The following is a 12,908-nucleotide window of genomic DNA, read 5'->3' as shown; positions in this document are numbered from 1 at the left end:
TAGTAAAAAGACTATTTAATTGACCAATGTTGTTGCCATAAATTCAGCGCCGCCTGCTTGTATTGGCAGGCCGGAACTTTAATTGCCACCAGGAATTTTTATGAAGAATAGTTACACGCCGGCTCGCCCTGCATTGCCCGGACTGTCCCTGCGCGCCGCGCCGTGGCGCCTGAGCCTCATGGCCGGCTTGCTGTCGTCGTTGGGCATACCGGCACTGGCCGCTTCCGATATCGTCATCAGCCAGGTGTATGGCGGTGGCGGCAATACGGGGGCGCTGTATCGCAACGATTTCATTGAATTGTTCAACCGTGGCGCCAGTCCCGTGAACCTGAGCAACTGGAGCGTGCAATATGCCTCCGCCGCCGGCAACAACTGGGCAGTGACGGCCTTGCCGGCTATCGATTTGCAAGCAGGCCAGTATTTGCTGGTGCAGCAAGCCAAGGGCGCGGGCGGCACGCAGGACTTGCCCACGCCCGATGCCTCGGGCAGCCTGGCCATGTCGGGCACGGCGGGCAAGGTGTTGTTGAGCAATAGCAAGACGGCGCAAACGCTGGCCAACCCGACGGGCGCAGCCGTCATCGACCTGGTCGGCTTCGGTACGGCCAACGGTTTCGAGGGCAATGTGGCGCCCGCGCCATCGAACACCCTGTCGATTGCGCGCGCGAACGGCGGCTGCAGCGATACGGACGACAATGGCTTGGACTTCGCCAGCGGCAGCGTGACGCCGCGCAACACGGCCTCGCCGCGCAATGCCTGTGGCGGCCCCGTGGTGCACCAGATTATCACCAACTGCCCCGCCAGCCTGGCCTTGGCCGTGGGCAATGGCGGCAACGCCGTGCTGCGCGCTTCCGACGTCGATGGCGTCGTGAATGCCGCCATCGTGAGTTCGCCCGCCGTGGCCGGCATCAGCCTGGCCAGTTTCAGCGCTGCCGGCGTGGCTGGCGAAAGCGCCAGCGTGAGCCTGCTGGTGGCCGCTGGCGTGCCGGTGGGTAATTACCCCGTCATCGTCAGTTTCAGCAACGACCAGCAGCAGACAGCTTCGTGCAAGGTGGACGTGGCCGTGCAGGGCCTGGCCGCCATCAGCCATACGATTCCGCAAATCCAGGGCAGCGGCGCAGCCAGCCCGTACGCCAATTCCGTGCAGACTACCGAAGGCGTGGTGACACTGAAAGTGGGCACCGGCTTCTTCATCCAGGATGCGGCCGGCGACGGCGACCCGTCGACTTCGGACGGCATCTTTGTCTACACGGGCAATACCGGCACCACGGTGCAGCCAGGCGAACTGGTGCGCGTGACGGGTACGGTGTTTGAATACACGCCCACGGGCGCAAAGAATTCCTACACGGAATTGAAAGACGTGACGGCCATCCTCACGCAAAGCGCCGGCCACGCCGTTGTGCCGACGAATGTGACCTTGCCTGACGCCAATCTGGCGGCCGTGGAAGGCATGCTGGTGCGCTTCACGCAGCCTTTGACCGTGTCGCAGAACGCCTACCTGGGCGCGCGCGGCGAGCTGAGCCTGTCGGCCGGACGGCGCGAAGTGCCGACCAACCGCTACCCAGCCGGATCAAACGAAGCGCAAGCCTTGATCGCGGCCAATGCGAACAACCTGATCGTGCTCGATGATGGCATCTTCGTTGCACCGCCGACGATACCGTACATCGGCCAGGATGGCACCGTGCGCAGTGGCGATACGGTCGCCGACCTGACGGGCGTGGTCGACTTTGGTGCCATCGGCGGTGGCGGCGCCGCGTACAAACTGCAGCCGACGCAAGTGCCGCAGTTTTCGCGCGACAATCCGCGTGCGGCCAGCCCGGAATTGCCTACTGGTAACGTCAAGGTGGCCAGCGCCAATGTGCTCAATTTCTTCACGACCTTCACGAATGGCAGCAACGTGTTTGGCCAGACGGGACAGGGCTGTACCCTGGGCGCGTCGACAAGCAAGAGCAATTGCCGCGGTGCCGACAACCTGGCTGAATTCGTGCGCCAGCGCGACAAGATCGTCGCCGAACTCAAAGCCATCGATGCCGACGTGGTGGGCTTGATGGAAATCCAGAACAATGGCGAGACAGCCGTCACCTACCTGGTCGAGCAACTGAATGCGGCCATCGGCGGCGTGAGCTATGCCGTGGTGCCGAAACCGGCCGCGACCGGTACGGATGCCATCCGCGTGGCGATGATCTACAAGCCGGCCAAGCTGGGCCTGGTGGGCGGCGCCTTGTCGGATGCCAATGCCATCAACAACCGTCCGCCGATGGCGCAAACCTTCCGCGCCGGCAATGGCGAGAAATTCTCGCTGATCGTCAATCACTTGAAATCGAAGGGCAGCTGCCCGTCGGGCGGGCCGGACGCGGACAACAACGATAGCCAGAGTTGCTGGAATGCCACGCGCGTGCAGCAGGCGCAGCGGCTGGTGGGCAGTTTCGTGCCGCAAGTGGCAGCCGCTGCCGGCGACGCGGACGTGCTGGTCATCGGCGACCTCAATTCGTATGGCGCGGAAGACCCGATCCAGGTCATCACTGGCGCCGGCTTCGTCAATGAACTCGAACGTTTCGTGCGCCCGTCCGGCATGCCGTATTCGTATGTGTTTGGCGGCCAGAGCGGCTACCTCGACCATGCGCTGGCCAGCGCCGCGCTGAGCCCGCAAGTGGCCGGTGTTGCTGAGTGGCATGTCAATGCCGACGAGCCGGAAGTGATCGACTACAACATCGATGCGGCCAAGCCGCAAGACTTGTACAACGCCTTGCCGTACCGCGCCTCGGACCACGACCCCGTCGTCGTCAGCCTGGACTTGCAGCCAGCCTACCGCGACATCACGGCCGCCGTGGCGCAAGCCAGCTCCGGCCTGGCGTATAACCGCGTGACGCAGAAATACACGGGGACGTTTGCCTTCACCAACACGGGCACGAGCACGCTCAGCGGCCCGTTCCAGGTGGTGTTTGGCGCCTTGCCGGCTGGCGTGACCCTGGCCAACGCCACGGGCAGCCATGCAGGCGCCGCGTATGTCAGCGTCAACGCGGCCAGCCTGGCGCCAGGTGCGACGGCTTCGTTTGTCGTCAGTTTCAGCAATCCGTCGAAAGTGACGATCAACTACTCGGCCAGCATTTTCGCCGGCAACTTCTAAGGACATCACCATGTTTGCAACGACACTCAACCGTACCTTGCGCCACGCCGTGCTGGCCGCCTTGCTTGCTGGCAGCTCCAGCCTGGCGCTGGCGAACACGCTCAGTTACCACGTGGAAATCGACACCAGCCAGTTTTCCGGCGCCGGCTTCCTCGACTTTGCCTTTATCGCCGGCAACAGCCCCGCACCGGGCGCCAGCGCCACCTTGAGCAACTTCTCGGGCGCCTTTGGCGCGCTCGAATCGCAGGAAGGCAATGTCAGCGGCAGCGTGCCGGGCACCTTGACCTTCGGCAATAGCGGCGCCTACAACGACTGGTTTCACAACGTGACCCTGGGCGGCAAGTTCGCCTTCAACGTGGCCTTTGGCGGCGACTTCCTGAACACGGCCGGCAACGCGGGCACGACCTTTGGCGTGGGCTTGCTCGACGCCAGCGCCGGTTCATACCTGGGCAATGTGAATGGCAATCTGGTGCAGTTCGAACTGACGCCGGTCAACGGCGGCTTGCCCGCCAGCATCGCCGGCAGCACCTATGCCAGCATCGCGTCGATATCGGCCGTGCCGGAAGCCTCGGAATGGATGATGCTGACGGGCGGCCTGGCATTGATCGGCTTTGCCTTGCGCCGCCGCCAGCGCCTGCCAGCGGCGTCAGTACCGGCGTAAGCACCGGCGTTGCACGTCCAGACACAGCGCATGCCCTGCGCTGTGTTTTTTATTCAATTATTGCTTGTCGCACCGGCTCTGCCGGCCCGGGCCAGGCATCAGCGCTGCGCATCGGGCACGCTGCGCGCGCCCCTGTCATTGACATGCTCTTCAGTGCTGGGCGAGACGCGCGCGACGAGGGGGCTGGCGCGCAGGCGCTTGACCTCGGCTGGCGTGAGCAGGGCGGCAAAGCCGTTCAGCGTGGCCGTGTAGTGGTGTTGCACGCTGGCCTCGGGCACCAGCGCCAGCACGGCGCGCCGTTGCGCCTCGGCCTGCGTTGCCCTGGCTTCGCGCTGCGCCGCGCCTGGCGCGGCAGCCGTTGGCGCCGCTGCCGGCAATTGCACGGGTAATTGCACAATATACGCCTGGCGCGCGGGGGCGGCCGATGCGCCTGCCGGCTGCGCCACGGCGCCAGCGAGAATGGCCAGACTCAGATGGAATGCGGACATGCGTACTCCTTCGGTTCGCGGCGGCGGCATGCCACCCGTGCACTGATTGTACGCGTGCTGCGCGGCAGGCGGCGCGCGCGGCGCAACATGGCGTTTTGCGCAAGTTCAGGCTTTTTGCTGAAGTTTTGTTATTTACAATACAAAGAAAAGATTGTATTAACCATAAGCGGCATGGTAGCCTGATATGCATCAGGCAAGCGTGTCACTCCTGCGTGCGGCCATCAGCTGCGCATGGGGGGGCAATGTCGAAGGCAGGCAAGAGGGAGTTAGCGGATGCAAGCAGCACACAGGCATAACTTGGCAGCAGCGCGCGGTGCGCGTGGTTTTACATTGCTCGAATTATTGGTCGTCATCGTGATCATCGGCTTGCTGGCGGCGTATGTCGGCCCCAAGTATTTTGCCCAGCTGGGCAAATCGGAAGTGACGGTGGCCAAGGCGCAGATCGAGGCGTTTGAAAAGTCGCTCGATACCTATCGCCTCGACGTGGGGCGCTACCCGACCACGGAAGAAGGCCTGGGCGCACTGCTGGTGGCGCCGCCGGCTGCCGGCACGCGCTGGAATGGACCGTACCTGAAAAAGGCCGTGCCGCTCGACCCCTGGGGCCATGCCTATCAATACCGCGCGCCCGGCAGCAAGGGCGAGTACGACATCGTCTCGATGGGCAAGGATGGCCAGCCCGGTGGCAGCGGCGAGAACGCCGACATCAGCGCGCAATAGCGCCAGCGCCACTCCTCCCTCACGGATACGCCATCATGCAGTTTGAAGTTCGCGCGCTCTCCACGGACCAGGCAGCGGCCACCTTGTCGACCTGCGTGATTGACGCGCGCGACGAAGCGCACGCGCGCCGCCAGGCCGAGGCGCGGGGCCTGTTTGTCAGCGCCATCCGGCCGCTGCGGGCCACTCCGTTCAGCGCGGCCGGACGCCAGCGCGCGCGCGCGCTGCCCCTGTTGCTGTTCAGCCAGGAATTGCTGGCGCTATTGACAGCGGGTCTGGGCATCGTCGAGGCGCTCGAAGCCCTGCTGGAAAAGGAAGCGGCACCGGCCACGCGCAGCGTGCTCACGCGCCTGCTGGAAGGCTTGCGCGAAGGCAAGCGTTTTTCCGCCGTGCTGGCAGAGCAGGCCGAACTGTTTCCACCGCTCTACATCGGCATCGTCAAGGCGGCCGAAGGCACGAGCGACTTGCCGCGCGCGCTGTCGCGCTATATCGACTACCAGCAGCGCATCGATGCGGTGCGCTCAAAAATCGTCAGCGCCGCCATCTATCCCGCCATCCTGCTGGCCGTGGGCGGTGGCGTCAGCGCCTTCCTGATCACCTATGTCGTGCCGCGCTTTGCCGAGGTTTACCAGGGCGCCGGGCGCAATTTGCCGTGGATGTCGCAAGTCATGCTCAGCTGGGGCCAGTTCGTCACCGAACACGGCCTGGTCCTGCTGCTGGCGCTGGCGCTGGCCGGCAGCGTGTTGCTGACCGCCGTGCGCCGCGTGCTGCGCAACGGCGGCGTGGCGCGCCTGCTGGCAAAGCTGCCCGGCATCGGCGAGCGCGTGCGCATCTATGAATTGTCGCGCCTGTACCTGACGCTGGGCATGCTGGCAGAAGGCGGCATCACCATCGTGCAGGCAATTTCCACCGTGCAAGCGATGGTCTCGCCGCGCATGCAGGCGTCGTTGCGCCAGGCGCGCGCGGCCATCGAGGCGGGCCAGCCGCTATCGTCGGCCTTTGAACAGCATCAACTAACGACGCCCATTTCCCTGCGCATGCTGCGCGTGGGTGAGCGCACGGGCGACATGGGCCCCATGCTGACGCAGTCGGCGGCCTTTTACGACGGTGAAATCAGCCGCTGGATCGACCGCTTCACGCGCACCTTCGAGCCGCTGCTGATGGCCGCCATCGGCCTGATCGTGGGCGCCATCGTGATTCTGCTGTACATGCCCATCTTTGACCTTGCCGGCGATATTTCATGATGCACACCAGTCCCGAATCCATCGCGCCCATCGTGCCCGGCCATACCATCGACGCTGCGCTGATGCAGCGCGCGCGCGCCCTGTGCCGGCAATCGAAGCGCAGCCTGGTCGAGGAATTGCAGCAACTGAGCGGCATCGAGGCGCGCCAGGTGGTGCGCGAACTGGCGCGCCCCTTCGGTCTGGCCGTGCTGGAGACAACCGACATGCTGGCATTTTCTCCTGCCTTCGACCTGCTGCCGCTGTCGCAGGCGCTGGCGCGCCACAGCGTGCTGCTGCGCGCCGCCGATGGCCAACTGGTGGGCGTGATCGCCGACCCGTTCGACCTCGACCTGCAAACCTGGCTGGGCGCGCGCGCGGGACAGGCCAGCTTGACTGTGCGCCTGGCGCTGCAGGCCGACATCGGCGCCTACCTGTCGAAGCAGGAAGAATCGGCGCGCGCCGTCGACAACCTGCTGCCCGGCGCAGCGAACGATGCGCGCCGCGACGGCAAGACGGCCGCCGTGCTGTCGTTCGCCAGCGTGTCGGAAGCGGCCAGCCCCGCCGTCAAGCTGGTCAACTCGACCCTGTACGACGCGCTGAAGGCGGGCGCCTCGGACATCCACCTGGAAAGCACGGCCGGCGGCCTGGCCGTCAAGTACCGCGTCGACGGCGTGCTCGATCACGCCACTTCGGTCAACGGCATCGAAGTGGCCGAACACATCATCTCGCGCCTGAAAGTGCTGGCCGAACTCGATATCGCGGAGCGCCGCGTGCCGCAGGATGGCAGTTTTCGCGTCGAGGCGGGCGGGCGCGAAATCGATTTGCGCGTCTCCATCATGCCCAGCATCCATGGCGAGGACGCCGTCATCCGCATTCTCGACAAGCGCGCCATGATCGAGGCGTACGGCGCGCTGACGCTCGAAGCGCTGGGCTTTGACGCCCAATCGCTCGAAGCGTTGCGCGCGCTGGCACAGGAAGCCTACGGCATGCTGCTTGTCACCGGTCCCACGGGGTCGGGCAAGACCACGACTTTATATGCGGCGCTGACGGAAATCCATAACGGGCGCGAAAAGATCATCACCATCGAAGACCCCGTCGAATACCAGCTGCCCGGCATTTTGCAGATACCCGTGAATGAAAAGAAGGGACTGACCTTTGCCAAGGGCTTGCGCTCGATCCTGCGCCACGACCCCGACAAGATCATGGTGGGCGAAATCCGCGACCGCGAGACGGCGGAGATCGCCGTGCAGTCGGCCCTGACGGGCCACCTCGTGCTCACCACCGTGCACGCGAATAATGTGTTCGACGTGTTCGGCCGTTTTACCCACATGGGCATCGACCCGTATGCGTTTGTCTCGGCCTTGAACGGCATCTGGGCGCAGCGCCTGATTCGCACCAATTGCCCCCACTGCGCCACGCCGTACACGCCGGACGATGGTGAGCTGGCCAGCGTTGGGCTGGCGCGCGCCGACGTTGATGCATATGAATTCAAGCAGGGCAAGGGCTGTGGCGACTGCCGCGGCACGGGCTACAAGGGACGCCGCTCGATCGCCGAAATCCTCGTGCTGACCGATGAAATCCGCGAACTGATCGTCGACAAAAAACCGATCCGCCAGATCAAGGCGGCCGCGTATGCGAACGGCACGCGCAGCCTGCGCCTGGCGGCGCTGGAACTGGTCAGGCGGGGCGCCACCACCATCACGGAAATCAAGAGGGTCACCCTGCATGCGTAGAAGTTTTGGAATGGGTTTGCGCCTGGGCGTAGCGGCGGGCAGCGTCAGCCTGTGGCGCACCAGTCGCTGGCGCGCACCGGCATGGACCCTGCTGCGCGAGGTCGCGTATGTGCCTGACACCGGCCTGCATGGCGACTTTGCCGCCCTGGGACAGGCCCTGGAGCAGGTGCTGGAAGCTGGACAATACGCGCGCTGGCCCTTGTCCGTGGTGCTCGACGATGCGTTGGCGCGCCTGTGGCAGGTTGACCTGCCGCAAGGCGCCACGCGCCTGGCCGATATCGAGGCTGCCGCCGCGCTGCGTTTCCAGTCGCTGTATGGCGATCCTCCCGGCCTGTGGCAAAGCAGCCACGCCTGGGACGCGCGCGCGCCGTTTTTTTGTGCCGTGCCGCACGCGCTGCTGGCGCAACTTGCCCGCGTGGCCCTGGACCGCAAGCTGGCATTGATCTTCATCACGCCGCAATTCGTGCGCCACTGGAACCGCTGGCACGGCGCGTTGAAACCGGACGCCTGGTTTGGTCAGTTGCAGGAGAACACCCTGACCTTGGGCGTACGGCACGCTGGCCGCCTGCGCGCCGTGCGCGCACTGCCCGTGCCCTCGGACGCCGGCCATGGCTGGCTGGTGCAGACACTGGCGCGCGAGGCGCTGCTGCAAGGCGTATCGGCGCCCGTGCTGCTGCAGCTGTGCGGCGCGCCGCCGCCCGCATGGCTGACGCAGGCGAAAGAGTTCCACTGCCAGATTTTTTCCACGCCAGACGGGGACGGTAGCTTGTCGCCGGCCGCCCGGCTGGCCTGCAGCGGAGGCGCGGCATGACGCGCCTCGATATCGATTTCGCGCCACCAGGCTGGCGCCGCAGCCTGCACCGCGTGCCCGCATGGGCATGGATCACGGGGGTGCTGGGCGTGGCGCTGATCGCCACGGCGGGGTACAGCGGCAGCGCCGCGCTGCAGCGCCAGCAACTGCGCGAGGGGCAGTTGCAGCGCGCGCAGCAGCGCGTCGCGCAAGCCACGCAGGGACCGGCACCCGTGGCGATCGTGCCGATTGCGCCGGCGCAGGCGGCGGCCGTGAATGCGGCCATCCTGCAACTGAATCTGCCGTGGCGCGACGTGCAGGATGCGCTGGCCTCGGCCACGCCGCCCGGCATCGCGCTGCTGGCGCTGGAGCCGGACGCGCGCAAGCGCGTGCTGAAGATCACGGCCGAGACGACTGGCAGCGACGCCATGGTGGCGTATGTGGCGCAATTGAAGCGGCAGCAGCTGTTTGGCGTGCGCGTGCAGCTGCTGCGCCATGAAATCAATGAACTCGACCCGAACCGCCCCTTGCGCTTCCAGTTGGAAGCACGCTGGGGGGCGCCATGATGGCGATCGACCTGGCGATGCTGCGCCTGCGCGCGCAACTGCTGCTGCGCCGCGTGGGCGCGCCCGCCTGTATCGCCGTGGCCTTGCTGGTGCTGGGCGTGGTCGCCTGGGCCTGGGCCTGGCAGCAGCGTGCCGTGGCCGCGCAGCTGGAAGCGCGTCCATTGCCGGTGGCCTCGCTGGCCGCAGTTGCTGCGGCACCGGTGGCGACATCGAGCGAGAACCTGGCGCGCTTCCATGCGACGCTGGGCCAGCAGCGCCACGTCGAGCAGCAAGTCAAGCTGCTGTTCGACCTGGCGGCGAAAAATGGCTTGCAGCTGGCGCAGGGCGAGTACAAGAGTGGCTACGACAAGGCCAGCCGCGTCGCCACTTACCAGGTGACCTTGCCACTCAAGGGCAGTTATGCGGCCGTGTGGCAGTTTGCACTGCAGGCGCTGCGCGCCATGCCGTTCGCCTCGCTTGACGAACTGAGTTTTCGCCGCGAGCAGATCGCCGACACGCAGCTCGAAGCGCGTTTGCGCCTGACGTTGTATCTGACCGATACGCATGGCGACGCGGGAGAAGCACCATGACGCCGCGCCATTACCTGCTGCTGGCCGGCGTGCTGGGCGCGGGCGCCTTGCTGCTGTTTGGCGAGCGCCAGCCCGTCTCCGAGGTGGCCGAGGCGGTCGAGCGGACCGTGGCGCCAGCGCGCCAGCGCGCTGCCAGACCTGCCGTCGTACAGCCAGCCATCCTGGCGTTGCTGCCGCGCAGCGAGGTGGCGGGCGAGGACGGCGACACCTTTGGCGGCGCCGATGGCGTCTTCCAGAGCCAGAACTGGGCTCCGCCGCCACCGAAAATGGTGGCCAGCGCCGCGCCGCCGCCACCGCCGCCGATGGCGCCACCGCTACCGTTCGTCTATCTGGGCAAGGCGGCCGCCGATGGCGCCTGGGAAGTCTTCCTGTCGCGCGCCGACAAGACGTATATCGTGCGCGCCAATACCGTCATCGATGGCGCCTACCGGGTCGGGACGATCGCGCCGCCCGTCATGACGCTCACTTACCTGCCGTTGAACCAGGTTCAGCAGCTCAACATTGGAGTATTCGAGTGATGTCTCGTTCCTTTTCATCGGCGCTGCTGCCGGTACTGCTGGTGCTGCTGTCCGGCTGTGCCGGGCAGCAGGCCTACCGCGACGGGCGCGAGCTGATCGCGCAAAACCAGGTGCCGGCCGGCCTGCAAAAGCTGCAGGAAGCGCTGCAGCAGGACCCCGGCAACGTGCAGTACCGCAGCGCGTACCTGCAGGCGCGCGAACGGGCCACCAGCACCGGCCTGCAGCAGGCCGAGCGTCAGGCGCAAACGGGGCAGGGCGAGCTGGCGCGCGCGGGCTTTCTGGGCGTGCTGGAAATCGATGCGCAGAACGAGCGCGCCAACAGCGGCTTGCGCGCGCTCGAGCGTGAACAGCGCCAGGGAAAACTGCTGGCTGATGCACGCACGGCGTTTGATGCAAAACAATACGACCCGGCGCGCCAGCGCCTGAACGCCATCCTGACGGAGCAGCCTAACCATGCGGGCGCGCGCGCGCTGCAGCGCGAAGTCGATGAAAAGACGGCGCCGCCTATCGTCGAATCGGGCCTGGCCAAATCGTACAAGCAGCCGATCAGCATCGAGTTCCGCGATGCGCCATTAAAACAGGTGTTCGAACTGATCGCGCGCCGCTCGGGCCTCAATTTTGTCTTCGACAAGGACGTCAAGGCGGACGCGAAAACCTCGATCTTCCTGAAGAACAGCACGGTCGAATCGGCCATCTACTTCCTGCTGGTGACGAACCAGCTGGAGCAGCAGGTGATGGATGCGAACACCATCTTGATTTACCCGAACGTGGCGGCAAAATTGAAGGAGTACCAGGAAGTGCTGGTGAAGACCTTCTTCCTGGCGAACGCGGATGCCAAGCAGGTGGCCAACACGCTCAAGACCATTTTGAAGACGCGCGACGTGGTGGCCGATGAAAAGCTCAACCTCGTCATCGTGCGCGACACGCCCGAAGCGATCCGCCTGGCCGAGCGCCTGATCGCGCTGCAGGACGTGCCCGAGGCGGAAGTGGTGCTGGAGCTGGAAATCCTCGAAGTCAAGCGCAGCCGCCTGCTGGAGCTGGGCGTGGCCTGGCCGACAAGCCTGACCCTGACGCCGCTCTCCACTTCGGGCGGTGTAGGGCTGACCGTCAGTGACTTGAATAATCTGAACCAGCGTACTCTCGGCGTGAGCGACCTGTCCGTGACGGCCAACATCAACAAGAAGGACGGCGATGCGAACATCCTGGCCAACCCGCGCATCCGCGTGCGCAACCGCGAAAAGGCGAAGTTCGTCATCGGCGACAGGGTGCCCGTGGTGACCACCACCATTTCGCCGGGTACGGGCGGCTTCGCTTCCGAATCCGTCAGCTACCTGGACGTGGGCCTGACGGTGAACGCCGAACCGACCATCTACCTGAATAACGAGGTGGGCATCCGCATTTCGCTCGAAGTGAGCAACCTGGGCGCGGCCACCATCACCAGAAGCGGCTCGACCCTGTACCAGATCGGCACGCGCCAGGCCTCGACCATGCTGCAATTGAAGGATGGCGAAAACCAGGTGCTGGCGGGCCTGATCAACAACGAAGAGCGCAGCTCGGGCAACAAGGTGCCCGGCCTGGGCGACATTCCCGTGCTGGGGCGGCTGTTCGGCAGCAGCAAGGATGACAGCCAGAAGACCGAGATCGTGCTGTCGATCACGCCGCACCTGGTGCGCACGGTACAGCGTCCGGAAGCGAAGGAATCGGAATTTTCTGCCGGCACGGAAGGCAGCTTTCGCCGCCGTCCCGACATGGCGGCCAAGGCAGCCACGCAGATGCCGGGCACGGTGATCGTGCGTTCCGGCCCGTCGGCCGTCGGTATGCAGGCGGTGGCGCCGCAGCCGCTGATGGTGCCGGGCCAGGTGCCGCAGACGCTGCCGCAGACGGTGGCCTCGCCAGAGGTGATGCCATCGCCCGAAACGCCTGCGGCCTCGCCGCTGCCGCTGTCCTCGGGCCAGCCCATGCCGCTGCCGATGGCGCCCTTGCCGCTGTCGTCCGGCCAGCCCGTGCCGGTGGCGCAGCCACCCGCCAAATGAGGCTGGCGCGTGCCCGGAAGGGGCAGGGTGGCTTCAGCCTGATCGAGCTGCTGGTGACCCTGGCCATTCTGGGCGTGCTGGCCACGCTGGTGGTGCCCGTCACGCAGGTGGCCATGCAGCGGCGCCAGGAGCAGGATTTGCGGCGCGCCTTGCGCGATATCCGCCAGGCTCTGGACGCGTACAAGCGCGCCGGCGACGAAGGACGCATCGTGCGCGTCACGGACGCCAGCGGCTACCCGAAAAGCCTGGAAGTGCTGGTTGAGGGCGTGCCGGACCAGCGCAACCCGAAACGCAGCAAGATGTTCTTCCTGCGCCGCGTGCCGCGCGACCCGTTCAATGCCGATGCCAGCCTCAGCGATGCGCAGACGTGGGGCCGGCGCAGCTACGCCAGCGAGGCGACCGAGCCGCGCGAGGGGGAGGACGTCTACGATGTGTATTGCACGTCCAGCAAGACTGGCCTGAACAATGTGCCTTACCGCTTATGGTGAA

Annotated in this window: 12 protein-coding genes; 11 read left to right on the top strand and 1 reads right to left on the bottom strand. The window is 65.6% G+C overall.

Going from position 1 to position 12,908, the window contains the following annotated elements:
- The first annotated feature begins 100 nt into the window (after nt 1-100).
- Together ACP7EG_RS16905 and ACP7EG_RS16900 are read left to right on the top strand one after the other, a co-directional pair.
- Nucleotides 101-3,124: an ExeM/NucH family extracellular endonuclease gene (locus ACP7EG_RS16905; RefSeq protein ID WP_426088552.1), complete on the top strand. Its 3,024-nt coding sequence runs from the start codon at nt 101-103 to the stop codon at nt 3,122-3,124.
- Between the two features lie 10 nt (nt 3,125-3,134).
- A complete protein-coding gene (locus ACP7EG_RS16900) occupies nt 3,135-3,785 on the top strand; it encodes an NF038129 family PEP-CTERM protein (RefSeq protein ID WP_426088551.1) in 651 nt (216 codons plus the stop codon).
- A 98-nt stretch (nt 3,786-3,883) separates the two neighbouring features.
- Here ACP7EG_RS16900 and ACP7EG_RS16895 read toward each other — a convergent pair whose 3' ends face one another.
- On the bottom strand, nt 3,884-4,273 hold the full coding sequence (locus tag ACP7EG_RS16895; protein WP_426088550.1) for a protease inhibitor I9 family protein: 390 nt from the start codon (nt 4,271-4,273) through the stop codon (nt 3,884-3,886).
- A 273-nt stretch (nt 4,274-4,546) separates the two neighbouring features.
- Between ACP7EG_RS16895 and gspG the strand changes: the two genes are divergently transcribed.
- The 9 genes from gspG to ACP7EG_RS16850 are packed head-to-tail and all read left to right on the top strand — an operon-like array spanning nt 4,547 to nt 12,907.
- Nucleotides 4,547-4,990 carry a type II secretion system major pseudopilin GspG gene (gspG, locus tag ACP7EG_RS16890; RefSeq protein ID WP_096234373.1) on the top strand — a complete coding sequence of 148 codons (444 nt, stop codon included), beginning with the start codon at nt 4,547-4,549 and terminating at the stop codon, nt 4,988-4,990.
- Between the two features lie 35 nt (nt 4,991-5,025).
- On the top strand, nt 5,026-6,231 hold the full coding sequence (locus ACP7EG_RS16885; RefSeq protein ID WP_426088549.1) for a type II secretion system F family protein: 1,206 nt from the start codon (nt 5,026-5,028) through the stop codon (nt 6,229-6,231).
- Nucleotides 6,228-7,943, top strand: coding sequence for a GspE/PulE family protein (locus ACP7EG_RS16880; protein WP_426088548.1), 1,716 nt, complete (start codon nt 6,228-6,230; stop codon nt 7,941-7,943). The genes ACP7EG_RS16885 and ACP7EG_RS16880 overlap by 4 nt, the downstream gene beginning before the upstream one ends.
- A gap of 10 nt (nt 7,944-7,953) precedes the next feature.
- The gene (locus ACP7EG_RS16875; protein WP_426088547.1) at nt 7,954-8,754 is read left to right on the top strand and encodes a hypothetical protein; all 801 of its coding nucleotides are present in this window, start codon (nt 7,954-7,956) and stop codon (nt 8,752-8,754) included.
- Nucleotides 8,751-9,299 carry a hypothetical protein gene (locus ACP7EG_RS16870; RefSeq protein ID WP_426088546.1) on the top strand — a complete coding sequence of 183 codons (549 nt, stop codon included), beginning with the start codon at nt 8,751-8,753 and terminating at the stop codon, nt 9,297-9,299. The genes ACP7EG_RS16875 and ACP7EG_RS16870 overlap by 4 nt, the downstream gene beginning before the upstream one ends.
- Entirely contained in the window at nt 9,296-9,868 is a 573-nt protein-coding gene (locus tag ACP7EG_RS16865; RefSeq protein ID WP_426088545.1) for a hypothetical protein, read from the top strand. The genes ACP7EG_RS16870 and ACP7EG_RS16865 overlap by 4 nt, the downstream gene beginning before the upstream one ends.
- The gene (locus tag ACP7EG_RS16860) at nt 9,865-10,386 is read left to right on the top strand and encodes a hypothetical protein (protein WP_426088544.1); all 522 of its coding nucleotides are present in this window, start codon (nt 9,865-9,867) and stop codon (nt 10,384-10,386) included. The genes ACP7EG_RS16865 and ACP7EG_RS16860 overlap by 4 nt, the downstream gene beginning before the upstream one ends.
- Nucleotides 10,386-12,419, top strand: coding sequence for a secretin N-terminal domain-containing protein (locus ACP7EG_RS16855; RefSeq protein ID WP_426088824.1), 2,034 nt, complete (start codon nt 10,386-10,388; stop codon nt 12,417-12,419). The genes ACP7EG_RS16860 and ACP7EG_RS16855 overlap by 1 nt, the downstream gene beginning before the upstream one ends.
- Nucleotides 12,416-12,907, top strand: coding sequence for a type II secretion system protein (locus tag ACP7EG_RS16850; protein ID WP_426088543.1), 492 nt, complete (start codon nt 12,416-12,418; stop codon nt 12,905-12,907). The genes ACP7EG_RS16855 and ACP7EG_RS16850 overlap by 4 nt, the downstream gene beginning before the upstream one ends.
- The last annotated feature ends 1 nt before the right edge of the window (nt 12,908 follow it).

The sequence above is a fragment of the Janthinobacterium sp. PSPC1-1 genome (genome assembly GCF_049897625.1).
GTDB classification, from domain to species: Bacteria; Pseudomonadota; Gammaproteobacteria; order Burkholderiales; family Burkholderiaceae_D; genus Janthinobacterium; species Janthinobacterium tructae.
Note: the sequence above shows the minus strand (reverse complement) of the source record. Positions and strands in the feature narration are given on the sequence as shown.

What these genes read in the sequence shown, in the direction of transcription:
- ACP7EG_RS16875 (WP_426088547.1), top strand. Translation starts at nt 7,954, where the DNA reads ATGGGTTTGCGCCTGGGCGTAGCGGCGGGCAGCGTCAGCCTGTGGCGC.
- ACP7EG_RS16880 (WP_426088548.1), top strand. Translation starts at nt 6,228, where the DNA reads ATGATGCACACCAGTCCCGAATCCATCGCGCCCATCGTGCCCGGCCAT.
- ACP7EG_RS16865 (WP_426088545.1), top strand. Translation starts at nt 9,296, where the DNA reads ATGATGGCGATCGACCTGGCGATGCTGCGCCTGCGCGCGCAACTGCTG.
- ACP7EG_RS16860 (WP_426088544.1), top strand. Translation starts at nt 9,865, where the DNA reads ATGACGCCGCGCCATTACCTGCTGCTGGCCGGCGTGCTGGGCGCGGGC.
- ACP7EG_RS16900 (WP_426088551.1), top strand. Translation starts at nt 3,135, where the DNA reads ATGTTTGCAACGACACTCAACCGTACCTTGCGCCACGCCGTGCTGGCC.
- ACP7EG_RS16885 (WP_426088549.1), top strand. Translation starts at nt 5,026, where the DNA reads ATGCAGTTTGAAGTTCGCGCGCTCTCCACGGACCAGGCAGCGGCCACC.
- ACP7EG_RS16855 (WP_426088824.1), top strand. Translation starts at nt 10,386, where the DNA reads ATGTCTCGTTCCTTTTCATCGGCGCTGCTGCCGGTACTGCTGGTGCTG.
- ACP7EG_RS16850 (WP_426088543.1), top strand. Translation starts at nt 12,416, where the DNA reads ATGAGGCTGGCGCGTGCCCGGAAGGGGCAGGGTGGCTTCAGCCTGATC.
- ACP7EG_RS16905 (WP_426088552.1), top strand. Translation starts at nt 101, where the DNA reads ATGAAGAATAGTTACACGCCGGCTCGCCCTGCATTGCCCGGACTGTCC.
- ACP7EG_RS16870 (WP_426088546.1), top strand. Translation starts at nt 8,751, where the DNA reads ATGACGCGCCTCGATATCGATTTCGCGCCACCAGGCTGGCGCCGCAGC.
- ACP7EG_RS16895 (WP_426088550.1), bottom strand. Translation starts at nt 4,273, where the DNA reads ATGTCCGCATTCCATCTGAGTCTGGCCATTCTCGCTGGCGCCGTGGCG.
- gspG (WP_096234373.1), top strand. Translation starts at nt 4,547, where the DNA reads ATGCAAGCAGCACACAGGCATAACTTGGCAGCAGCGCGCGGTGCGCGT.